Origin of the sequence: Aromatoleum toluvorans (genome assembly GCF_012910905.1) — a bacterium.
GTDB lineage: Bacteria > Pseudomonadota > Gammaproteobacteria > Burkholderiales > Rhodocyclaceae > Aromatoleum > Aromatoleum toluvorans.
Map to the genome: position 1 here is coordinate 123963 of NZ_WTVN01000001.1, position 22895 is coordinate 146857.

The following is a 22895-nucleotide window of genomic DNA, read 5'->3' on the forward strand; positions in this document are numbered from 1 at the left end:
ATGCCCCCCCGCTTGTTTCTACTCACACTAGGCGCCAATCAGCAATCGGGCAGCATGATTCCCGGGCAGCCTGCCCATCGATCATGGCACTGCGCAATCTTGGAAGACCTTCAGATGACACAGGAACTCAATTTTTCCGGCAAGACGGTACTGGTAGTGGGGGGATCGAGCGGGATCGGCAACGCCATCGCCCAGGCGTTCCGGGCCCGAGGGGCAAGTGTCCATGTCTGGGGCACGCGGGCCGATGCCGGCGCCTATGGTGATTCCCCGGACTCGGATCTGGCCGGGCTGCACTATGCGCAGGTGGACCTGTCCTCTCCCGCCAGCATCCGGCACTACCAGCCGGCTTTCGACCGGCTCGACGTGCTGGTCCTGAGCCAGGGCATCGTGCTCTACGACCGGGCCGAATTCCAGCCCGAGAATTTCCGCAAGGTGGTCGAAGTGAACCTGAACAGCCTGATGGACTGTTGCGATCGTTTTCACGACATGCTCCAGGCCAGCGCCGGCTCGGTCATCGTCATCAGTTCTTCGTCCGCCTTCCACTCCACCCGCGGCAACCCGGCTTACGGCGCCTCCAAGACCGGCGCCATGGGTCTGACCCGCAACCTCGCCGACGCCTGGGCACCCGAGGGCATCCGGGTCAACGGCATCGCTCCTGGCATGGTGCCCACCAAGATGACCAAGGTCACCACCGACCATCCCAAGCGCGTCGCCGCGATGTGCTCGCAGATCCCCCTAGGCCGCCTGGGCAGCACGGAGGAAGTGGCTGGCGTCGCCCTGTTCCTGGCATCGCCCCTCGCCTCGTACGTGATTGGCCAGACCATCCCGGTGGATGGCGGCCTCACGCTGCGCTGACCGGGAGAGCGGAATGGCGCGCGAAGCCTGGCAGGAACTCGTCGATGTCGATCGACTCGCTGCGTGGATGGACAGCCGGGGCCTGGAGCAGGGACCGATTGCCGATGCCCGCCCCCTGACCGGTGGCACCCAGAATCTGCTGCTGCGCTTCCAGCGCGGCGACCGGCAATTCGTCCTGCGCCGCCCTCCTCCGCACCCGCGCATGGACGGCACGGCAACGATGCAGCGGGAAGCCCGGGTGCTGGGCGCCCTGGCCGGCACCCGGGTCCCCCATGCGCGCCTGATCGTCGGCTGTGACGACAAGACGATTCTCGGTGCCGGGTTTTACCTGATGGAACCAGTGGAAGGTTTCACCCCCACCGGGCCATTGCCTGCCCCCTTCGTCGAGCATGCCGGCTACCGGCAACAGATTGGGCTGGCCATGGCAGAAGCGATCGCCGAACTCGCCGCGGTCGACTACGTTGCCGTGGGCCTTGCCGATTTCGGCAAGATCGAAGGCTACCTCGAACGCCAGGTGGGCCGCTGGCGGTCCCAACTCGAAGGCTATCGCGACTATCCAGGCTGGCCCGGCCCGGCCGGCATCCCGGGGACCGAATCCGTGGGACTCTGGCTGGAAGCGAACAAGCCGGCCACTTTCCAGCCGGGCATCGTACATGGCGACTATCACCTGGCCAACGTCATGTTCCAGCACGAGCGTCCGGAATTGGCGGCGATCGTGGACTGGGAACTGGCCACCATCGGCGACCCGCTGATCGATCTGGGCTGGCTGATCGCCACCTGGCCCGACGCGGACGGCGCCGGCATCGTCCCCAAGCTCGAAGCCTCGCCCTGGGACCGCTTTGTCCGCGCCGACGAACTGATCGAGCGCTATGCGCAGACCAGCCGGCGAGACCTGTCCGACCTGCGCTGGTACACGGTACTCGCCTGCTACAAGCTCGGCATATTGCTCGAAGGCAGCTACGCCCGCGCCTGCGCCGGCAAGGCGCCGATGGATGTCGGCCTGTCGCTGCATGCCGCCACGCTCCGCCTGTTCGAACGCGCGCAGAACTGGATGGAGAGCCGTTAGATGGCTTGCCGCCTGACGCCGTTTACCACCTGTGACGAGGACCATCTATGAAGGCGCTCTGTTACGCGGGTCCACGAACCATCCACTATGAAACGGTTGCAGATGCCAGGCTGGAAGACGACGACGATATCGTGGTGCGCATGGAAGCGTGCGGCATCTGCGGCAGCGATCTGCACATCTACCACGGCCAACCGTTTCCCGGAAACGAAACCCCTTGCTTCAGCGTCGGCCACGAAGCCATCGGCGAAGTCATGGAGGCCGGCAAAGGGGTGCGCCGTTTCAAACCGGGCGACCGGGTCATGCTCTCGGCGTCGGTCGGATGCGGTGCCTGCCGGAACTGCCTCGCCGGGCACGTTCAGGCATGTACCAGCGGACCGATGCGGATCTACGGCATCGGGCGCGGCTTGGCAGGCTGCCAGGCCGAGGCCATCCGGGTGCCGGCCGCGGACTGCAATGCAGCCCCCATGCCCGAAGGCATCAGCGTCGACCAGGCCATCATGCTGACCGACAACCTCCCCACCGCGTGGCTCGGGTGCATCAATGCCAAGATCCACCCGGGCGATACGGTTGCAGTCGTCGGTCTCGGGTCGATCGGTCTGATGGCGGTGGAAAGTGCCTTTGTGTTCGGCGCCAGCCGCGTTTTCGCCATCGACCCCATCGCCGAACGACGCCAGATCGCGGCAAGCCTGGGCGCTATTCCGCTGGAACCGACCACCGCGCTTGCCGAAATCCAAGAAGCCACCAGCGGCCAGATGGCGCATAGCGCCATCGAGGCCGTCGGTCTCGATGCGACGATAAAACTGGCGATTGGCCTGGTAGCAAAGTGCGGCACCGTTTCCGTGGTCGGTGCGGGCATCTCCGCCATCAGCGAATTCCCATTCCGCGAGCTTCTGATCCGCAATCTCGACTTCCGTGCCGGCCTGTGTTCCGCACAAGAGCACTGGGAATCGCTGGTTCCTCTCATCCAGCAGGAACGGCTGCACCCTGAACGCTTCGTTACCCACGCCTTCGCCTTGAACCAGGGCGAAGAAGCCTACCGGATATTCGATGCACGCCTCGACGGTGCGTTGAAGATCGTCATGACGCCGTAGGTTCGTCCTGCGGATCCCCATCACAACGAGGAGTCTCCATGGAATTCGATTTCAGTCCCAAGTCAAAAGAACTGCAACAGCGCCTGTTGCGCTTTTTCGACCAACACATCGTCCCCAACGAACATCGATTTACCGAGGAGGTGGAAGCCAACCGGCGCGCCGGCAACGCCTGGCTGCCGACCGCCATCGTCGAGGAACTCAAGGACAAGGCGAAAGCGGCGGGCCTGTGGAACCTGTTCCTGCCGCATTCCGCGCGGGCGCCGGAAGGTCTGTCCAACCTGGACTATGCCCCGCTGTGCGAAATCATGGGCAAGGTGCACTGGGCGCCCGAGGTGTTCAACTGCTCGGCGCCGGACACCGGCAACATGGAAACCCTCGAACTCTACGGCACCGAAGCCCAGAAGGACGCCTGGCTCGACCCCCTGCTGCGCGGCGAAATCCGCTCCAGCTTCGTGATGACCGAACCGGACGTGGCCAGTTCGGACGCGACCAACGTGCAAACCCGGATCGAGCGCGACGGCGACCACTACGTCATCAACGGCAGCAAGTCGTGGATTTCCGGCGCCGGCGACCCGCGCACGAAGATCTACATCGTCATGGGCAAGACCGATCCGACTGCCGCCCGGCACCTGCAGCAATCGATGATCCTGGTCCCGGCCGATGCCCCCGGAATCACGGTGACCCGCCCGCTGCGCGTGCTCGGTTACGACCATGCGCCCTCCGGCCACATGGCCGTGGAACTGGTCAACGTCCGCGTGCCGGTCGGCAATTTGCTCCTCGGCGAAGGTCGCGGCTTCGAAATCGCCCAGGGGCGCCTGGGGCCGGGGCGCATCCATCACTGCATGCGTTGCATCGGTGTCGCCGAGCGCGCCCTGGAACTCATGGTGCGCCGAGCCAAGAACCGGGTGGCGTTCGGCCGCCCCCTTTCCGAGCAGGGTGTCTGGCGCGAGCGCATCGCCGAGGCCCGCATCATGATCGAACAGGCCCGCCTGTTGGTGTTCAAGACCGCGTACATGATGGACACCGTCGGTAACAAGCAGGCACGTGGCGAAATCGCCATGATCAAGGTGCTGGCACCCAACGTCTCCAGCCGGATCGTCGATTGGGCTATCCAGATGTACGGCGCCAGCGGCCTGTGCGACGACACGCCCCTGGCCGAAATGTACGCCCTGCAGCGCGCGATCCGTTTCACCGACGGGCCGGATGAGGTGCATCGCAACGCCATTGCCAAGCTGGAGCTCGCGCGCTACGACGCATAGAGCAGTCCAGGGCGTGCCCCGAAATCCGAAACAGTCTTGAGCCTAGCCTGGCATATGGGCACTTCTGGAGGTTCTGGTGACTTATCGCTTTGATACCATAACCGGCACGCTCGATCGTGGCGTCTTATTCGCCACGATCGGCAGTCCGCCCTGCAACGTAATGTCGGTACAGATGATGTCCGACCTGACCGAATTGGGCCAAAGGATCTCCGCAGATGACAGTGTTCGTGTGCTGGTGCTGCAGAGCCAGGACCCGGAATTTTTCATCGCACATTTCGATACCCCCGTCGTCATTCAGAAATCCATCGAGGGGTTGCCCAAACGCGCCAGGGAGTTAAGTCCACTGCAGGCCATGTGCGCAATGCTTAGGGACAATCCGAAACCCAGCCTGGTGAAAATTGGAGGCCGCGCTGGCGGCGGAGGCAGCGAACTGGCGTCATCCTGTGACATGCGATTCGGCGTGCGCGGCAAAACAGTGATCAACCAGATGGAGGTGCCGCTTGGCCTTCTGCCTGGCGCCTCTGGATCGCAGAACCTGCCTCGACTCATGGGCCGCGGGCGAGCGCTCGAGGTCATTCTCGGCGGTAACGATCTCGATGCCGAAACGGCAGAACGATGGGGTTATCTCAACCGCATCTTCGACACCGTTAACGAAATGGACAGCTTCGTCGAGGCCCTTGCGTTCCGTATCGCGAAATGGCCACCCCATGCCGTGGCGCTGGCAAAGGAGTCGGTGGGCAACATCGATCTTCCATGGCGGCAGGGATTGTTGGAGGAGCAGTTGCTCGCCGCGCACGCCGTACGCGATCCTGCAACGAAACGACTGCTCCGCAAATTCATGGAGCTCGGTGCGCATACCCGTGATGGCGAGGCGCGCATGGGGACACTGCTCCTCAAAGTCGCAGAGGCGCTGGCTGCCGAGTCTGGAATGAAAAATAAGGGCGATATCCCCTGACCAGCAACAGACGATTACCGCGAGACCGTATTCATCATAAGTCGTTGGAATTCCAGGCGCGGTTCTAGTACCGAGAGCAACCAAAACACTGAATAGAGGTATTCCCGTGGGAATAAAAGAAAAATCTCACAGGGCGTGGCTTCAGCTGGCCTTCAGTTGCCTGCTGGTGGCGACCATGGGGACGACGACCCTGCTATCCTTCTTCACCTTGCCGGTGTCCACGGCATTGGGCGTTCCGCGGGCGGCCTTCACCCTCTATACAAGCATCATGTCCCTGATGGTCATCGTGTCCATGCCCTTCTGGGGCAGGATGCTGCCCAGGATTGGCATCAGGGCCATGGTCGCCATCTCCGGCGCGGGCCTTTCCTACTTGGCAATGTCCCAATTCACCGCCCTGTGGCAATTCTATATTGCCGGCATCGTCGTCGGATTCACATTGCCAGCCTGCTCGTTCCTGCCCGCCTCGGTCATCGTCACCAACTGGTTCGAGAAGCGCCGGGGCACGGCGATGGGCATTGCGATGGCCTTTACCGGTGTCTATGCCGCCCTCGCCAGCACCTTCCTTCCCGGCATGATCATGAAAACTGGCTGGCCGGCTGCCTATCTGTTCCTCGGGATGGTGGTACTGGTGCTGACGATTCCGATTGCACCGTTCCTGCGCGATCATCCGTCGAAGATGGGTTTGCAGCCCTATGGCGCCAGGAAGGAAACGGGCACGCCGGGGCCGTTCGCCGCACCTTCGGGCGTATCCGCCGCCGTGGCGTACAGATCCGGCGCATTCTGGTTGGTATGCGCAGGACTGCTCTTCGGCCACGCCTCGATCATAGGATTCATCCAGCATGCCCCGGCTCATTTGACGAGCAAGGGCATCAGCCCGGTCGAGGCCGGGACCTTCATGAGTCTGTGCATGCTTTCCCTGATCGGCGCCAAGGTGATCCTGGGCTGGCTGAATGATCGTATCGGAACCGTCGGTTCGAATCTCGTTTGCCTGCCTTCGGCGCCCTTGCGCTCTTCCTGTTTACCCGGATGGGCGGGCAGGCGGTCCTCTCCGGCATCGGCGCGGCCTTGTTCGTTGCCTATGCCTTCGGCTACGCCTACAACAGTATCTTTCCGCCGCTGCTGATATCGAGGATGTTCGGCGCAACGAAGGACTTCGCGTCCATATACGGCGTTGCCTATGCCCTGGCCTGCGTCGGCGTCGCCGTGGGCCCGCCGCTGTTCGGGACTTCCTACGATCTGACGGGCTCCTACGACACCATGCTGCTCATCAGCATCGGCCTGGTCGCCCTCTCCGCAGCCATGTCCATCCTGGCCATCAGAATGAGCGCCCAAATTCCCAGGGCGGCGTAGGTCGGACGGACAAGCGAGCATCCATTCGACAAACCGGCATGACCCCTTTTCATTGCCGATTGAAGTTCTGTCGTTTCGGACGATGGCCCGCCGCCATCCGGCGGTAATGATTCAAAGGTCGAGCTGCAGGCTCCCACTGCATCGATTCCACAAGCTAGGCATTGGAGTTTCCGCATGGCAGACACCAGGCAAAGACTGGCTGACACCGTCGCGGTCGTTACCGGGTCGGCACGAGGAATCGGCCGCTCGATCGCCGAACGACTCGCCGGTGAGGGTGCCCGCGTCGCCTGCCTCGACGTCAGCCCAGCCCGCCTCGAAGCGGCAGTCGCGGAAATGCGCACCGACGGCTTGGACGTCCACCCCTACGTGGTCGATGTCGCCCGGCGCAGCGAGGTGCACGAGGTGTTCCAGCGCATCGAAGCCGATTTCGGCGGACCGGTCGCGACGCTCGTCAACAATGCCGTCTGGGCGCGCTACCAGGCGATCGACGCGATCGACGAAGAAACTCTGGAGCAGATGCTGGCCGTGGGCCTGAAAGGCATCATCTGGGCGACCCAGGCCGCGACCGCGCAGATGAAGCGGCGCGGCGCCGGCACGGTGATCAACCTCAGTTCCGCGGCCGCCGTAATGGGGCTCCGGGATTCCGTCGCCTACTGCGCCGTCAAGGCGGCGGTAACGGGGCTGACGCGCGCCGCGGCGCTCGATCTCGGCCCCCACGGCATCCGCGTCAACGCCATCGCACCCGGCATGATCGCTACACCGGCCTCGCTGGGCAAGTTCGACCAGCCCACCCTCCAGGCACGCGAGCGCAACGTGCCCATCGGCCGCTTCGGCGAGGCCGGAGAAATCGCCGCAGTGGTGGCCTTCCTCGCCTCGGCAGACAGCAGCTACATCAACGGCGCCCTGCTCATGGCCGATGGCGGCCTGACCATTGCGGGGACCTAAATCCGGATCTTCATCGGCAAAGGAGGGCAACCCCGTGCAAAGGTTACAGGGCAAGCGCGCGATCATCACCGGCGCGGGCAGCGGCATCGGACGGGCCAGCGCGCTGCGCTTCGCGCAGGAAGGCGCCCAGGTGCTGGTCACGGGCCGCACCGCGGCCAAGGTCGAGGAAACCGCCGAACTGGTCCGCGCCGCCGGCGGCAGCGCCATCGCGATGGCGGCGGACGCGGCAGTCGAGGAGGACGTCGAGGCCATGATCTCCCGCTGCATCGCCGAACTCGGCGGCCTGGAGGTGTTTTTCGCCAACGCGGCGACCTGGGTCGGCAACGTCTCGCTGTTCGAGCAGACGGTCGCCCAGTGGCAGGAGGTGCTGCGGGTCAATCTCATCGGCGCCTTTCTCGCCACGAGGTACTCCGGCCGCCATATGCGGGCGCAGGGCAGCGGGTCCATCATCTTCACCTCGTCGGTCGCATCCCTGCGCGCCAATGCCGGGGATGCGGCCTATAGCGCCAGCAAGGCCGCCGTCAACTCCCTGGCGCAAGTGGCCGCCAACGAGCTGTCTGGCAGCGGCGTGCGAGTCAACGCCATTCTGCCGGGGCTCATCGAAACGGAAGGCACCAAGGCGCTGTTCGACGCAGCCAAGGCACGCGGCGCCGCCTCCCGGCTCGGCCAGGTCAATCCGCTCAAGCGCCCCGGACAGCCCGGGGAAATCGCCGCCATGGCGGCATTCCTCGCCAGCGAGGATGCGTCCTACGTCAACGGCCAGGCCATCGCGGTCGATGGTGGGGTATCGAGCACCCATCCGTTCGGCCGCCTCAGTTGAGGTCGTGCCACCCCCCTCGAGAATAATGAAGGAGCCATCCCGTGGATCTGGAACTGCCAAAAAAACTGACCGACTACCTCGCCGAGTTGGATGACTTCATCGAGCGCGAGATCAAGCCGCTGGAAAATGAAGACGACAACAACCGCTTCTTCGACCACCGTCGCGAGAACGCGCGGACCGATTGGGAAAATGGCGGGCAGCACGCCAAGGAATGGAGGGCGTTGTTGGCCGAAGTGGTACGGCGTGCCGATGCGGCGGGCCATTACCGCTACGCCTTGCCTCCGGCCTATGGCGGCCGGGATGGCAGCAACCTGGATATGGCGGTGATCCGCGAGCACCTGAACGCCAGGGGACTGGGCCTGCACAACGACGCCGCCACCGAGCACGCCATCGTTTCCGTGCGGGTACTCACCGCCCAATTGCTGATCGAGTTCGGCAGCGAAGCCCAGAAGCGGAAATACCTGCCGCCGCTCCTCGACAGTTCCGCGGCGATGGCCATGGCGATCACCGAGCCCGGTCACGGGTCGGACGCCACCCACATGGAAACCATCGCCCAGCGCGAAGGCGAGCACTGGATTATCAATGGCATCAAGACCTGGAACTCGGGCGCCAATTGGGCGGACAGCAATATGGTGTTCGCCCGCACCAGCGGCAAGGCCGGTGATGCGCACGGCATCACCGCCTTCCTGGTGCCGCTCAAGCCCCTGCCACCACAGGGGCATGTGGTGGAGGAACTGTTGTGGACCTTCGTCATGCCCACCGACCACGCCACCGTCAGCCTCACCGAGGTCAGGGTTCACAACGACGACATCGTCGGACGCGAAGGCGAGGGCCTGGCGATCGCGCAGCGCTTCTTCAACGAAAACCGCATCCGCCAGGCTGCGGCGAGCCTCGGCGCGGCGCAATACTGCGTCGACCAGTCGGTCGATTACGCCAAACAGCGGGCGCCCTTCGGCAAGCCGCTGGCGACCAACCAGGGCATCCAGTTTCCCCTGGTCGAATTGCAGACCCAGTGCGAAATGGTCCGTGCCCTGCTGTACAAGACCGCCTGGCTGATGGACAAGTACGGTGCGGCATCGCAAAGCGACAAGGTTTCGATGCTCAACTTCTGGGCCAACCGGCTGTGTTGCGAGGCGGCCGACCGGGCCATGCAGGTCCACGGCGGCCTGGGCTATTCCCGGCACAAGCCCTTCGAACACATCTACCGTCACCATCGTCGCTACCGCATCACAGAAGGCACCGAGGAAATCCAGATGCGCCGTGTTGCCGGCTATATGTTCGGCTTCATGAAGTTGGGGAGCGAAGCATGAGCGGGCCACTGGCAGGGGTGAAGGTCGTCGAAATCGTCGGCCTGGGCGCAGCGCCGTTCTGCGCCATGATGCTGGCCGACATGGGCGCGGAAGTGATCCGCATCGACCGGCGGGGAGGCGGCGAGATCATGAAGTTGGTCGAACCGCGCTTCGACGTCATGGCCCGTGGCCGGCGCTCGGTGGCCATCGACCTGAAGAAGCCTGGCGCCGCCGAGGCGGTGCTCGACCTCGTGGCACAGGCCAATATCCTGCTGGAAGGCTTCCGCCCTGGGGTGATGGAACGCATGGGGCTGGGCCCGGATATTTGCCTCGCGCGCAACCCCAGACTGGTCTACGGGCGCATGACCGGCTGGGGCCAAGACGGCCCGCTGGCGCAGGCCGCCGGCCACGACATCAATTACATCGCCCTGGCCGGCGTGCTGCACGCCATCGGCAAGCCGGACGAACCGCCCTTGCCGCCGATGAACCTGATCGGCGACTTCGGTGGCGGCGGCATGCTGCTGGCCTTCGGCATCCTGTGTGCCCTGCATGAAGCGGGGAAATCCGGCCACGGCCAGGTGGTCGACGCGGCCATGGCCGAAGGCTCGGCGCTGCTCGCCGCGATGAACTGGGGCTTCAAGGCCGCCGGGCTGTGGCGCAACGAGCGCGGCAGCAACGTCAACGACGGCGGCGCCCACTATTACGGCGCCTACGCTTGCGCCGACGGCCGCTGCATCTCGATCGCCGCGGCCGAACCGCAGTTCTACACCCTGCTGCGCCAGAAGCTGGGGCTGGACGACCCTGTGTTCGACGCGCAGCACGACCATCGACGCTGGCCGGAACTCAAGGCACGGCTCGCCGGGATCTTCAAGACCAAGACGCGTGCTGAATGGTGCGCCCTGCTGGAAGGAAGCGATGTCTGCTTCGCTCCGGTGCTTGACTGGAACGAAGCGCCGGAACATCCGCACAACCGCGCACGCGGCATGTTCATCGACATCAACGGCGTCACCCAGCCGGCGCCGGCGCCGCGCTTCAGCCGCACTCCGCCACCCGCGCCCCGGCCCCCTTCCGCGCCCGGCGCCGATACCGCAACTGCCTTGCGCGACTGGGGCTTCGATCCCGGCCGGATCGACGCGCTGTGCGCCAGCGGGGTGCTGCCGCCGCACACCTGAACCCGAACAGCCATCTCCCCCGACAACAGGAAGCCCCATGACCATGTTCATCGACAAGGGCCGGGAAGCGGCACAGGACTGGGACGCCGTTGCCCACTATCTCGCAGGACAAGGCATGACCCTCGACCGTGAGCGGGAGATCCGCCAGTTCGCCTCCGGCATCGCCAATCTGAACTACCTCGTCTCGCTCGACGGCAAGCCGGCGGTGTTCCGCCGTCCGCCCGACAACGACGCGCCCCCCGGCGCCTACGACTTCGCCCGCCAGTACAAGATTCTCTCCCGGCTGGGCAAATGCCTACCGACCACGCCGCGGGGGCTGGCGTATTGCGACGACACCCGAGTGATCGGCGTGCCCTTTCTGATCAGCGAATTCCGCAAAGGCATCGCCATCGGCCGCGAATTGCCGGAGCAACTCGCCGCGGTGGACCACATTGGCAGCAGGCTCAGTGCGCTGATCGTCGCCGCCCTGGCGCAGCTGCACCGAATTTCCCCCGTCGAGGCCGGGCTCGCCGACTTGGGCAAGGCCGAAGGCTTCATCGCCCGGCAGATCCACGGCTGGCACAAACGCGCCTCACGGGTCATGTCGGGCGAGCCGATGCGCAAGGTCGACCTGCTCCGCGACTGGCTGGCCGCCCATCAGCCGGCCGAACGGCCAGGGACCTTGGTACACCTGGATTTCAAGCTGGACAACGTGCTGGTCGCCCCGGAGACCCTGACCGTGCAAGGCATCGTCGACTGGGAGATGGCGACCATCGGCGACCCCTGCTACGACCTGATGCTGATGCTCAGCCTCTGGGGCGAACCGTCGGACGGTCCGGTCTATGCGCAGCAGTGGTACATGCCCTGCACCGCCTCCGGCTGGTGGACCCGGCGCCAGACGCTGGAGGTCTATCAACGGCAAACCGGCATTCATCTCTCCGAGGCGGACGTGAAGTTCTACTGGCTGCTCGCGATGTTCCGCAACGTCGGCGCAATAGCCCAGTTGATCACCCTCTACCAGCGGGAGGCCATGCCCAATGCCAGCACCATCGATATGCCCGCTGTTCTCGCCTCCACCCTCGACCATGCCCTTGCCCTGACCGCCAGGCCGCTCGACTGGTAGCGGGCATACCGCCCGACGTCGACACGACCCGATGACGTGGAAATACCGGAATGAAAAAGAACGCCTCCCTCTCCGTGCTGGAAACACTTTCGTTCGACGAAGTTCTCTTCAGGCGGAGGTCGGTACGCGGCTACCTTGCCGACGAAGTGCCCGCTGACGTCCTTCGGGACGTCTTCGGGCTTGCTCAGCGGGCACCGTCCAACTGCAACGTGCAGCCGTGGATCGTGCACGTCGTGTCGGGCGATGCGCGGCACGACCTGCGGGACAAACTGCTCGCGGCCGCGCGCTGCCCCGAAAAGCTGAATCCGGACTGGCCCGTCGATATCAGGTTCGAAGGCGTTTTCCGCGAACATCAGTTCGATGCCGCAGCACAGCTCTACGGCGCCCTGGGCGTGGAAAGGCAAGACATGGCGGGCCGCAACGACGCCTATCTGCGCAATTTCGCCTTCTTTGACGCACCGCACGTGGCCTTCATCTTCATGCCGCTGCCGTTCGACGTCCGCCAGGCAACGGATTGCGGCATGTATGCTCAGACGCTCATGCTGGCAATGGTCTCGCGCGGGATCGATTCCTGCGCGCAGGGTGCCCTGACCCTGTATCCGGCGTGGTGCGCGAACACCTCGGCATCCCGTCGGCGCATCGGCTGTTGCTGGGCATTTCCTTTGGCTACGAAGACCCCGGCGCGAAGGCCAATGCCGCCCGCGTGGGCCGGGGCGCGCTGTCCAAGCGCCGTCCAGTTTCACCGGTAAACTTGGAGCTGTCCCCGTTTGATGGACGCCATCAAGGGCACTGCGGACGCGCTTTCCAGTTGCCGAAAGGGTTGAAAATGAAGTCGTCGATATTGCTTGCAAAGGCTTCGGTCAATTCCATATGGAAGCCGAGCCTTGGCATCAGATCAACGATCCGCTGCGGAGCGAGATGTTCCGGCAGGTTCTCACGACCGACCAGTTTGCCGAAATCGAGGGAGAAACTGCGCAGATCCCGCACATTCTGTCGCGCCAGCGCCGCCACGGTCGCGGGCATGTCGCGCACCAGCTAGGTGATGTTGTGAATGGCGCGGCCTCGGCGCGCCAGCAATTGCGCCCAGGGGGAGTCCTCTGTCTTCGGGCGGCAGTATTGAAGAACCACATTGCCCAGATTCACATGTACGATATCGAGGGAACCTAGGCTACTGAGAAATTGAGCGAAGCTGCTCTCGACCTTCCTGGAGCCGAACAACCGCTGCAACAGCGCGCAGGGATCGTCCAGATCATCGACGGCGAGTTCGACATGCAAAAGGGGGGACAAATTACCGAACAGCGCATCGCCCGGTGGCTCATCGTCGCCCGCAACCTTCGAACTGCCGCTGGCGCCCTCGATCAGCTCGATGTTGAAGCCGAGACGCTCCATCGTCGCAAACACACAGACCGGCGCCTCGACTGGACCTGTGGCGGCCTGCAACACAATGTCCGAGCGTTCGAGGATGACGATGCCCTCCTGCGCAAGTTCAGTCACCGCGGACGCCAGGTCCTCGACGAAAAACGCCAAGCCATCAACCTGCGGCCCCTGTTCCTTGAGTCGCCGATGAAGTCGTCCGCCCGCCGGCCTCGGCTGGACGAACTGCAGCCGGACGTCACCGAGCCCCGCATGCAATATCCGCGTCGCACTCTCCTGTTGCAAAGATGAAGATACCCGTTTCAACACCGGGGCGTCGAAAACATCGCCGAGCAAGCGCACCGCGGCATCGGCGTCATCCACAATGGCGCTGATATGGCTCAGGGCCGAGAGTCGGACCGACATGCACCCTCCTTTTTCAATCTAGGCCAGCCCGGTGTTCGTCTACCCTGTCGTAGCGTAACGGGGCTGGCGTTTTTCGATGAACGCCATCATGGCTTCGCGGAAATCCTCGCCATGGGCGCACAGGGTCTGGTTGCGGTCTTCCATGGCGATCACCGCTTCCAGGCTCTGGCCGTCGATGGCGTGCCCCAGCGCCTCCTTGGTCAGGCGCAGACCGAGCGGCGAAGCCCTCAACATGTCTTCGATCAGGGCATTGGCTTCCCCATCGAGTTGTTCCGGCTCGACCACACGGCTGACCAGCCCCAGTTCGTAAGCGCGCTGCGCATCGATGAAGCGCCCGGTCAGCATGTATTCTGCGGCAAGCGAGCTGCCCACCATGCGCGGCAGGAAATAGCTGAGTCCCATGTCGCAGGCGCTGAAGCCGATACGGATGAACGCAGCGTTCATGCGCAGGCTGGGTGTGGCGATACGCACATCCGTCGCCAGGGCCAGGGCGAATCCACCGCCGCAAGCCGGCCCGTTGAGCAGGCCGATGATCGGTTGCGGGCAGCGGCGCATGGCGATGGCGATGTCGCGGTAGCGGCGGGTCGCCGCCAAGCCCTCAGACACCGAAAGGGTGCCGGCCTCCTCGCCATGCTCGGTCAGATCGAGCCCGGCACAGAAGGCCCGGCCCGCGCCACGCATGACCACGACGCGGATATCCTCGCGGGTGTACAGGCCGGTGAACAAGGATCCCAGTTCATCGACCAGTTCGAGGTTCAGCGCATTCAGTACCTGTGGCCGGTTCAGCGTGACCCAGAGTACCGGCCCCCGCTGCTCCAGATCGAGACAGTTGTATTTCATTCTGTCAGCCCCCTTAGGCGGTTTGCTGCTTAAGTCGTGCGCCTGGCCTTGTCGGCGGCATTGCGTTCGTCGATCAACTGGCGGGTACGGCGCCAATCCTCGTCGGTCAAACTGGTCAGCTTGGCGAAGTTGCCGCCGGTCGCCGGGTACAGCCCGCCGTCGATCACGATGGTTTCGCCATTGATGTAGTCGGAGCCCGGCGCCATCAGGTAGACCGCCAGATTCGCCAGTTCGGACATCTGCCCGACGCGCCGCATGGGTACATCGTCGCCGGGTTTGGCCGCCCCGGTGGGATCGAGCCTGGCGGCGGCGCTCTCGGTGGGAAAAACGCCCGGCGCGATGGCATTGATGCGTATGCCGCGGCCGCCCCATTCGACCGCTAGGGATTGCGTCATCGCATTCAGGCCGGCCTTCGACATGGCGGACGGAACCGTGAACGCCGAACCGTTCCAGACCCAGGTGACCACCATGGACAGGACATTGCCGCGCCGTCCCGCCGCCAGCCAGCGTTTGCCGCATTCCAGCGTGACGTAGAAGGAACCGTGGAAGACGATATTGGCGATTGCGTCGAAGGCCCGCGGAGACAAATCCTCGGTGCGGCTGACGAAGTTCCCGGCGGCGTTGTTGATCAGGCCGGTCAACGGTCCGCCGTCGTCCCAGATGCTGTCGAGCATGGCGGCGATGGCCTCGGGCTGGCGAATGTCGCAGGCCAGGCCCACCACCTTGCCGCCATGCTGCGCCATCAGTTCGGCGGTGGTCTGTTCGACCACGGCGCCACGACGTCCGCAGATGTAGACCTCGCTTCCCAACAGCAGAAAGGCTTCGGCCATCACCCGCCCCAGCCCCGTCCCGCCACCGGTGACCAGGATACGTTGTCCGCGCATCAGCCCCGGTTTGAACATCAAGTCGTCAAACAACATCGCTACTTCCTCTCATCGCTTGGATCAACGCTCGAAGACGGGCGCACGCTTCTCGAAGAACGCCTTCACGCCCTCCCTGAAAGCGGGTGCGTCCAGCAGTTCGCGCTGCCGGTCACGTTCGTAGCCGAGCTGGGCCACCAGACCCTGGCCGTCAGCCGCGTCCAGTGCGCGACGCGCTTCGAGGGCGCTATGCGGCGGCGCCTGGGCCAGCCGTCCTGCAATATTCCTCGCCTCATCCATCAGCTCAGCGTCGTCGACACAGGCCCAGATCAATCCCCACTCCTGTGCTTTCTCAGCCGGCAAGCGGTCACCCAGCAACAACAGGCCAAGACTGCGCGCCCGCCCGACCAGGCGCGGCAGGAACCAAGTGGCGCCCATGTCCGGCACAATGCCCAGACGCGGCAGAAACGGCGTAAGGAAATAGGCCGAGCGCGCGGCAATCACGATGTCCGCCGCCAGCGCAAGCGCCAATCCCCCTCCCGCGGCGACGCCATTCACGGCGGCTACCACCGGTAGAGGAAACTGCTGCAATGCCAGAATGAGCGGATTGGCGATCGCGTCCATGGTCGCCGCGGCACGCTTGCCGAGGGACATGCCATCAACATCGACGGCATCCATTTTCCCGAGATCGGCGCCGGAGCAGAACGCCTGCCCCGCTCCGGTGAGAATCAATGCCCGCACCTCATCGTGCGCGCGCAGCCGATCCAGCGCCTCGATCAATTCCCGCAGGGTCGCCTCCGACAGGCTGTTCCGGCTGCCGGGGTGGTTCAGCGTCAGCGTTGCGACATGACCGGAAACATCCACGTTGATCGTCGCAAAGCTCATGGCTGCGCCTCCTCAGGATGCAGGATGGCGGTCAGGATTCGAGGGGGTGAGCGCGTTCAGCAGCTCCGACACGTCCCCGACCTGGTCGAGATCCGTGCACAGCTCGACGAGCCTGTTCAGCTTCGCCTCCGCCAGCGGCACCGCGGCATAGGCCGCGCATTTCGATAGCTTGCGGCCCAGGTCGTCCCAGCTCATCGGATTCCTGGTGTGGCCGAGCACATAGGGCGTGCGCTGCCGGAACACCTGCCCGTCTTGCAGCGTGATCTCGACGGTGAAGCCCTCGAACTGCTCCTTGATCCCGGGATCGAACTCGACGGCGATCTTCTGCATCAGGGCCCGCTTGTCTGGCCTATTGACTTCCTCGATCGTGAAATCGCCGAGGAAAACGTCGCCACCGATGATCGCCGTCGCCACCGTGTAAGGCGTGCTGTACAGCGCCTCGCCCACGGTTTTCGGGTTCCATTTCGCTTCCCGAGGCTCGACGGTCATCCGCGCCCCTTCGCTGCCGATGCACAGGACGCTGGCGATGTCCCGGTAATCGAGCCGGTTGCGCCGCATGATCTCGATGGCGCCGGCGATGAATGAATGGGTGAACTTGCAGGCCGAATAGGGCTTCATCGACAAGCCTTCGGCATAGATCCAGCGCTTGCCGAGATCTTCGGTCAGGACTTCCGGACGGACGTCGCTCCAGCCGATATGCCGGAACGAGCCGCCGGGCACGCCGAGGAAAATCCCCTTCGGCCCGGTCACGCCCTTGCGCGACAGCAGCGCCGCCTTGATCGCGGTCTCGCCAGCAAAGGAATGCTGGACCCGCGCCATCTGCGTGCCCTCGGCGTACTTCTGCATTTCCGACATGCCGTGATTCGAATAGGCGATCCCCAGAGCATTCCAGGTTTCCTCGACGCTCAGGCCGAGCAGCCGCGATACCGAGGCCGTGGCGCAGAGAGGGCCCATGTACTCGCCGGGCACGCCAAAAGAAGCATAAGCAGTGCCGTTCATTGCCGTATTCACCCGGACGCTCAATTCACCGCCGGTAATATAGGCGACGAGAAATTCCCTGCCAGTGACCGGCTTCCCGGCGATGCCAAGCGCGGCCAGCATGGCGGGGACGTTCCATTCCGTGACGTGGCCGCCGGTTTCATGCACGTCGCCCATGTCGATGCCACGGGCCATGACGCCGTTGGCGAACGCCGCCAGCGGCGCCGGCACCCGCTGGCCATGGACGAGGATCGGGCTTTGCGGCGCGCCGCCCCACTCCACCACCTGACGCACGATCTGTGGGCTGACTTCCCAGTTGGAGCCGGCGATGGTGACGGCCAGGGTGTCGAGAATGGCCCTTTTCGCCAGTTCGACCACCGCCGTGGGGATATCCTCGAATGCCGTGGTGACCACCATCTCGGCCAGCTTACCGGCGGGGTCCTGTTCAGGCCTGATCGGTTCGAATGCGTTCATCGGCTTCTCTCCATAGCTGTGTTTGCAGCGGGCCGGCGGCACCCGCGACTAGCGGGGTTGTCGCGGGGAGGCGACGCTGACCATCATTTTTCCGCGATTGCGCCCTTCGAGCAGATCGATCAAGGCCTGGGGCGCGTTCTCCAACCCATCCACGGTCTGCACCGGTGCTTTCAATTTGCCGCTGCGAAGCAGTTCCAGGAATCCGGACTCCACGTTCGGGCGCCGATGCAGATGGTCGAAAACGACGAAACCCTGCATCCGGATGCGCTTGGCCACCAACACGCCAGGAACGCCGCGGGGTCCTTCACCCCAATCGTCCTGGTTGTACTGGGAAACCGAGCCGCAACAGGCCACGCGGCCGTGGGCATTCATGCGGGCAAGCACCGCAGCGAGGATCTCGCCACCGGTGTTGTCGAAATAGACGTCGATGCCTTCGGGGCACGCCGCCTGCAACTGCCCGTCCAGATCGCCCGATTTGTAATCGACAGCCGCGTCCGCGCCCAAGTCCTCGACCAGCCACTGGCCCTTGGCGGCACCGCCAGCGATCGCCACGACACGGCAGCCGGCCAGCTTCGCCAGTTGCACGGCGACGCAGCCGGTCGCTCCTCCGGCGCCGGACACCACCACGGTCTCGCCAGGCCGCGGCCTTGCCACCTCAAACAGGCCCACATGCGCCGCGAAGCCGGTCAGGTTCAGTACCCCCACCAGCCATTCAAGTGGTATCCCGGCCTGCCGCCGGCGAACCGCCCCGGGCGCGACAACGGCATAATCCTGCCAGCCGAAGTCACCATCCACGATGTCGCCGGGCGTGAAGCCCTCGCTGCGCGATTCCACTACCTCGGCGAGCCCGTAGGAAGCCATCACTTCGCCCGGCTGCAAGCGCGGCCGGTAGGTATCGGTCATCATCCAGGCACGTTGCCCCGGCGACACCGAAGCAACCAGTACGCGCACCAGAAGCTGGCCGGCCCCGGCTGTGGGTAGCGCAACCTCCCGCATTTCGAAATGTTCGACGCCCACGGCATCTTGCGGGCGCTGCTTGTAGATCCACTGCCGATTGACGCCGATCGGAGCCATCTCAACCTACCCGCACCATCATCTTGCCCCGGTTCTTTCCGTGGAGGAGGTCGATCAGGGCCTGGGGCGCGTTCTCGAGTCCTTCGACGACATCCATCGGCGTCTTGAGCTGACCGCTGCGGATCCAGTTCGTCAGGACTTTCTCGGCTGCCTTGCGCTGCTTGTAGAAATCCATCACCAGGAAGCCTTCCATGCGGATGCGTTTGGCCACCAGCACGCCCGGCACGCCGCGCGGACCGCCGCCCCATTCCGCCTGGTTGTACTGCGACACCGCGCCGCAACAGGCGACGCGGCCATGGGTATTCATCAGCGCCAGCGCCATCTCGAGGATTTCGCCGCCGGTATTGTCGAAGTACACGTCAACTCCGTTCGGACACGCCGCTTTCAAGGCCTCGTACAAATTGCCGGCCTTGTAGTCGACGGCAGCATCGACACCCAGCTCTTCCTCAAGCCAGCGGCACTTCTCGGCGCCGCCGGCGATGCCGACCACGCGGCAGCCGGCGAGCCGGGCGATCTGCACCGCGATGCAGCCCACCGCACCGGCCGCGCCGGAAACCACGACGGTCTCCCCCGGCCGCGGATCGCCCACATCGAGCAGGCCGAAGAACGCGGTGAGACCGGTGATGCCGAGAACACCAACCAGGTGCTCCAGCGTCTGATCCTTATCCCGCCGCCGGACGCTTTCCGGCGTGACGACAGCAAAATCCTGCCAGCCCAGGTCGCCGTCCACCAGATCGCCGGGGGCCAGCCCAGGGGTATTGGATTCCACGACCTCGCCGATGCCGAAAGCCGCCATGACCTCGCCGGGCTGCAATTGCGGCCGGTAGGTCCGGGTCATCATCCAGGCGCGCTGCGCCGGATCGACCGACAGCGCGCGCAGGCGGACCAAGGCCTGACCAGGGCCGAGAGTCGGAATTGCCGCCTCACGCCACTGGAAGTGTTCAAGTCCGACAGCCCCGCTCGGGCGCTGCGCGTAAATCCATTGGCGATTGATTTCTGTTGTTGGCATCTGATGCGTCCTTGATCGTGCGGGCGTTCATGGCCCACGTATTCAACCCGACAGGCCTTCCGCCTTGCCGATGATTTCCTTCATGATCTCGTTGGTGCCACCGAAGATTCGCATGATCCGCGCATCCGCCCAGGCGCGGGCGATCGGGAATTCGGTCATGTAGCCGTAGCCGCCGAAGAGTTGCAGGCACTGGTCCATGACCCGCCCCTGCAGATCCGTGCACCACCATTTCGCCATCGCCGCCTGCTCCGCGGTCAGTTCGTGTTTCAGGTGGAGGCCGGTGCATCGATCAATGAAGACCTGGGCAATCTCGACTTCCGTCCGGATGCCCGCAAGCACCTGGCGCGAGTGCTGGAAGGTACCGATGGGCTTGCCGAAGGCGACGCGCTCCTTGACGTAGGCCAGCGTCCACTCCAGCGCGGCCCGGGACGCGGCTACGGCCGAATTGGCGATACTGAGGCGCTCCTGGGGCAGGTTCGTCATCATGTGCACGAAGCCTTGGTTTTCCGTGCCGATCAGGTTGCTTTTCGGTACCCGCACATCGTTGAAGAACAACTCGGCGGTATCCTGGGAATGCTGGCCCAGCTTTTCCAGATTGCGGCCGCGCTCGAAGCCCGCCATGCCGCGTTCGATGACGAGCAGGCTGATGCCGCCATGACGATTCGAAACGTCGGTCTTGACCGCGGTCAGCACCAGGTCGGCGTTGATGCCATTGGTGATGAAGGTCTTCGAACCGTTCACCACGTAGGCATCGCCGTCGAGACGCGCCGTCGTGCGCAGGGCCGCCAGATCGGAGCCGCCGCTGGGCTCGGTCATGGCAATCGCAGTTACGAGCTTGCCGGCGACCATGCCGGGGAACCAGCGCCGCTTTTGCTCCTCATTGGTGTAATCCAGGAAGTAAGGCAGGGCGACGTCATTCACCAGGGCAATGCCCGAGGCCAGGGAGGTCATCCCAAGGGCGAGGCATTCCTCGGTGAGCACGATGCTGAAGCGGAAATCGGCCAGGCCTTGGCCACCATACGCCTCCGGAACCGCCATGCACAGATAGCCTGACTCACCCAAGGCTTCGAACAGGGCATGGGGGATGATGCCGTCGCGCTCCCACTGTTCATAATGCGGCTGGACTTCCTTGACGAGAAAACGGCGGAAACCATTACGGACCGCCTCGTGGTCCTCGTCGAAAAGCTCGCGCCTGAAACGGTTGTTGTCTTCCCTGGCCATTCAGTCTCTCCCTTCGCCGGCGTACATCGCATCGATCTCGTCGGCATACTGTTCCAAGATGGCCCGACGCCGCAGCTTCATGGTCGCCGTCACCGCCTGGGATCCCGGCAACCATTCACCACCGACGATACGGAACTTCTTGATCTGCTCGACACGAGCCAATTGCTCGTTGGCCCGCGCCACTTCGGCCTCGACCTCGACCAGCACTTCCGGACTGCGGCACAGGGCGTCGATATCCAGCCCGCCCAAGCCATGCTCCGCGGCCCAGGCGCTCAGATAGGCGGAATCGACGGTAAGCAGGGCAGCGTTGTAGTTGCGGCCATCCCCCACGACGATGGCTTGGGAAATGAAGTTGCCCGCACCGGTCAGCGCCCCTTCGATATTCGACGGCGACATGTTCTTGCCGAACGAATTGATGATGATGTCCTTCTTGCGGTCGACGATGCGGAAATAGCCGTCGGCATCCACAGTCCCGATGTCGCCGGTATGCAGCCAGCCGTCAGCGTCCTTGATCGCGGCGGTCGCTTCCGGCTGCTTGCGGTAGCCGCGCATGATCCCGGCGTGGCGAATGAGGATTTCGCCGTCGTCGGCGAGCTTGACCTCGACCCCTGGCTGCGCCCTGCCCACCGTACCGATGCGAACCTTGCCCTTCGGGCTGCGCGTACCGAGCGCCGCCGACTCGGTCATGCCGTAGGCCTCATCCAGGGGCAGGCCGATGGCATGGAAGAACTCGACCAGGGCAATCGGCGCCATGGCACCGCCGGAACCGACGAACAGCCCTTCCGCATCGAGGCCCAGGGCCTTGCGCACCGGGGCGAAGAAGCGGGCGTCGTCTGCCGCGACGGCTTCAGCCAAGGCCGTCGGCACGGGCTTCTCGGCCTGCTCCAAGCGCACCTTCTCGAGCGATCGCTGCTGCGCCTCATGCACCGCCAGGCGGGCGTCCTCGGGCAGCGCGGCCCACTGCTTTTCGATGCCGAGCTTGATTTTTTCCCACAGCCGCGGCGGCGAAAAGAAAATATGGGGATGAACCTGCTTGACCGCCGCCATGATGTTCATCGGGTCGTCGCAGAAGGTGATCGTGCAACCGTTGAGCAGGGGCAGGTAGTGTCCGGCCACCCGTTCGGTGGTATGGGCGGTCGGCAGCCAGGACAGAATTCTTTGTCCGGGGAAGAAGCGCAGCCAGTGCTCGACGATGGTGGCAAAGGCGATCACGCTGGAGTGAGGCAGTTCGACGCCCTTGGCAGGCCCAGTGGTACCCGAGGTATAGACGATGGTCGCCAGATCGTCGGGGCGCACCGCCGCGACCGCCGCTTCGAAATCGAACCCCTCGGCACCGCCTTTTTCAACGTCGGACCAGTCGATGGTTCCTGCCCCGCCGTCGCCGTCGAGCAGGACGACGGTGGCGAGCGCCGGCCAGTCTTTCTGCGCGCCCCGGATCTGATTGAGGAAAGCCCGCTCGCAGAGAACGATCCGGGCGTCCGAATTGTCCAGCAAGGGCACGATCTGCGCTGCCGGCAAGGTGGCATAGAGCGAGAAAGGTGTCGCGCCCAAAGCCATGATGGCCAGATCGGCGAACAGGAATTCCGGCCGGTTCTTCAACATCAGTGCCACCGTATCGCCATGGCGAACACCAATACGACTCAAGCCCGCGGCCAATGCTTCGACACGCTCACGAACCTGACGCCAGGTCAGACGCGTCTTCCCGTCCAGACTGTCGACGGCAATCAAGTCGGCGTACTGCTCGACGGTACGAAGGAAGCCCTTGATGACCGTATCCGGGTGTCGGGGTGGGATGGAGGCAGCCGCCGTCTTATGCAGATCGGGGGAATGTTCCATGACGTCTCCTTTAATTATCGTTTGCCTTTCGGCAG

General features: G+C 64.2%; 23 protein-coding genes. 13 read left to right on the forward strand and 10 right to left on the reverse strand.

Features of this window, described 5'->3' with window-relative positions; all coding sequences use genetic code 11:
- Window positions 1-114: 114 nt before the first annotated feature.
- The 13 genes from GPA22_RS00575 to GPA22_RS00635 all read left to right on the forward strand — a co-directional run bounded on the left by GPA22_RS00575 (window position 115) and on the right by GPA22_RS00635 (window position 12653).
- Window positions 115-855 carry an SDR family NAD(P)-dependent oxidoreductase gene (locus GPA22_RS00575; RefSeq protein WP_169254152.1) on the forward strand — a complete coding sequence of 247 codons (741 nt, stop codon included), beginning with the start codon at window positions 115-117 and terminating at the stop codon, window positions 853-855.
- A 13-nt stretch (window positions 856-868) separates the two neighbouring features.
- Entirely contained in the window at window positions 869-1921 is a 1053-nt protein-coding gene (locus GPA22_RS00580) for a phosphotransferase family protein (protein ID WP_169254153.1), read from the forward strand.
- A 47-nt stretch (window positions 1922-1968) separates the two neighbouring features.
- Complete coding sequence (locus GPA22_RS00585; RefSeq protein WP_169254154.1) at window positions 1969-3012, forward strand: alcohol dehydrogenase catalytic domain-containing protein; 1044 nt, start codon at window positions 1969-1971, stop codon at window positions 3010-3012.
- Between the two features lie 38 nt (window positions 3013-3050).
- The gene (locus tag GPA22_RS00590; RefSeq protein WP_169254155.1) at window positions 3051-4271 is read left to right on the forward strand and encodes an acyl-CoA dehydrogenase family protein; all 1221 of its coding nucleotides are present in this window, start codon (window positions 3051-3053) and stop codon (window positions 4269-4271) included.
- 76 nt (window positions 4272-4347) lie between these two features.
- Window positions 4348-5226, forward strand: a complete 879-nt coding sequence (locus tag GPA22_RS00595) for an enoyl-CoA hydratase-related protein (RefSeq protein WP_169254156.1) — start codon at window positions 4348-4350, stop codon at window positions 5224-5226.
- A gap of 106 nt (window positions 5227-5332) precedes the next feature.
- Complete coding sequence (locus GPA22_RS00600; protein WP_343035906.1) at window positions 5333-6349, forward strand: MFS transporter; 1017 nt, start codon at window positions 5333-5335, stop codon at window positions 6347-6349.
- An 8-nt stretch (window positions 6350-6357) separates the two neighbouring features.
- Window positions 6358-6576 (forward strand): hypothetical protein, encoded by a 219-nt coding sequence (locus tag GPA22_RS00605; protein ID WP_169254158.1) that lies wholly within the window; start codon window positions 6358-6360, stop codon window positions 6574-6576.
- A gap of 174 nt (window positions 6577-6750) precedes the next feature.
- Window positions 6751-7521: an SDR family NAD(P)-dependent oxidoreductase gene (locus GPA22_RS00610; protein WP_169254159.1), complete on the forward strand. Its 771-nt coding sequence runs from the start codon at window positions 6751-6753 to the stop codon at window positions 7519-7521.
- 34 nt (window positions 7522-7555) lie between these two features.
- A complete protein-coding gene (locus tag GPA22_RS00615; protein WP_169254160.1) occupies window positions 7556-8341 on the forward strand; it encodes a glucose 1-dehydrogenase in 786 nt (261 codons plus the stop codon).
- Window positions 8342-8382: 41 nt separating this feature from the next.
- Complete coding sequence (locus GPA22_RS00620) at window positions 8383-9651, forward strand: acyl-CoA dehydrogenase family protein (protein WP_169254161.1); 1269 nt, start codon at window positions 8383-8385, stop codon at window positions 9649-9651.
- The gene (locus tag GPA22_RS00625) at window positions 9648-10802 is read left to right on the forward strand and encodes a CaiB/BaiF CoA transferase family protein (protein ID WP_169254162.1); all 1155 of its coding nucleotides are present in this window, start codon (window positions 9648-9650) and stop codon (window positions 10800-10802) included. The genes GPA22_RS00620 and GPA22_RS00625 overlap by 4 nt, the downstream gene beginning before the upstream one ends.
- A gap of 37 nt (window positions 10803-10839) precedes the next feature.
- Entirely contained in the window at window positions 10840-11904 is a 1065-nt protein-coding gene (locus GPA22_RS00630) for a phosphotransferase family protein (protein ID WP_169254163.1), read from the forward strand.
- A 50-nt stretch (window positions 11905-11954) separates the two neighbouring features.
- A complete protein-coding gene (locus tag GPA22_RS00635) occupies window positions 11955-12653 on the forward strand; it encodes a nitroreductase family protein (RefSeq protein WP_211168854.1) in 699 nt (232 codons plus the stop codon).
- 31 nt (window positions 12654-12684) lie between these two features.
- On the opposite strand, the gene GPA22_RS22575 is transcribed toward GPA22_RS00635, so the two are convergent.
- The 10 genes from GPA22_RS22575 to GPA22_RS00680 are packed head-to-tail and all read right to left on the reverse strand — an operon-like array spanning window position 12685 to window position 22860.
- Entirely contained in the window at window positions 12685-12927 is a 243-nt protein-coding gene (locus tag GPA22_RS22575; protein WP_211168855.1) for a hypothetical protein, read from the reverse strand.
- A gap of 12 nt (window positions 12928-12939) precedes the next feature.
- Window positions 12940-13683 (reverse strand): VOC family protein, encoded by a 744-nt coding sequence (locus GPA22_RS00640; RefSeq protein ID WP_169254164.1) that lies wholly within the window; start codon window positions 13681-13683, stop codon window positions 12940-12942.
- Window positions 13684-13722: 39 nt separating this feature from the next.
- Entirely contained in the window at window positions 13723-14523 is an 801-nt protein-coding gene (locus GPA22_RS00645; RefSeq protein ID WP_169254165.1) for an enoyl-CoA hydratase/isomerase family protein, read from the reverse strand.
- A 29-nt stretch (window positions 14524-14552) separates the two neighbouring features.
- The gene (locus GPA22_RS00650; RefSeq protein WP_169254166.1) at window positions 14553-15443 is read right to left on the reverse strand and encodes an SDR family oxidoreductase; all 891 of its coding nucleotides are present in this window, start codon (window positions 15441-15443) and stop codon (window positions 14553-14555) included.
- A 24-nt stretch (window positions 15444-15467) separates the two neighbouring features.
- Window positions 15468-16268 (reverse strand): enoyl-CoA hydratase-related protein, encoded by an 801-nt coding sequence (locus GPA22_RS00655; protein ID WP_169254167.1) that lies wholly within the window; start codon window positions 16266-16268, stop codon window positions 15468-15470.
- Between the two features lie 12 nt (window positions 16269-16280).
- Entirely contained in the window at window positions 16281-17720 is a 1440-nt protein-coding gene (locus GPA22_RS00660) for an MmgE/PrpD family protein (RefSeq protein WP_169254168.1), read from the reverse strand.
- A gap of 48 nt (window positions 17721-17768) precedes the next feature.
- Entirely contained in the window at window positions 17769-18794 is a 1026-nt protein-coding gene (locus GPA22_RS00665; RefSeq protein ID WP_169254169.1) for an NADP-dependent oxidoreductase, read from the reverse strand.
- A gap of 1 nt (window position 18795) precedes the next feature.
- Window positions 18796-19803: an NADP-dependent oxidoreductase gene (locus GPA22_RS00670; RefSeq protein WP_169254170.1), complete on the reverse strand. Its 1008-nt coding sequence runs from the start codon at window positions 19801-19803 to the stop codon at window positions 18796-18798.
- Window positions 19804-19845: 42 nt separating this feature from the next.
- Window positions 19846-21024: an acyl-CoA dehydrogenase family protein gene (locus GPA22_RS00675; protein WP_169254171.1), complete on the reverse strand. Its 1179-nt coding sequence runs from the start codon at window positions 21022-21024 to the stop codon at window positions 19846-19848.
- Window positions 21025-22860, reverse strand: coding sequence for an AMP-dependent synthetase/ligase (locus GPA22_RS00680; protein ID WP_169254172.1), 1836 nt, complete (start codon window positions 22858-22860; stop codon window positions 21025-21027).
- Between the last annotated feature and the right edge of the window lie 35 nt (window positions 22861-22895).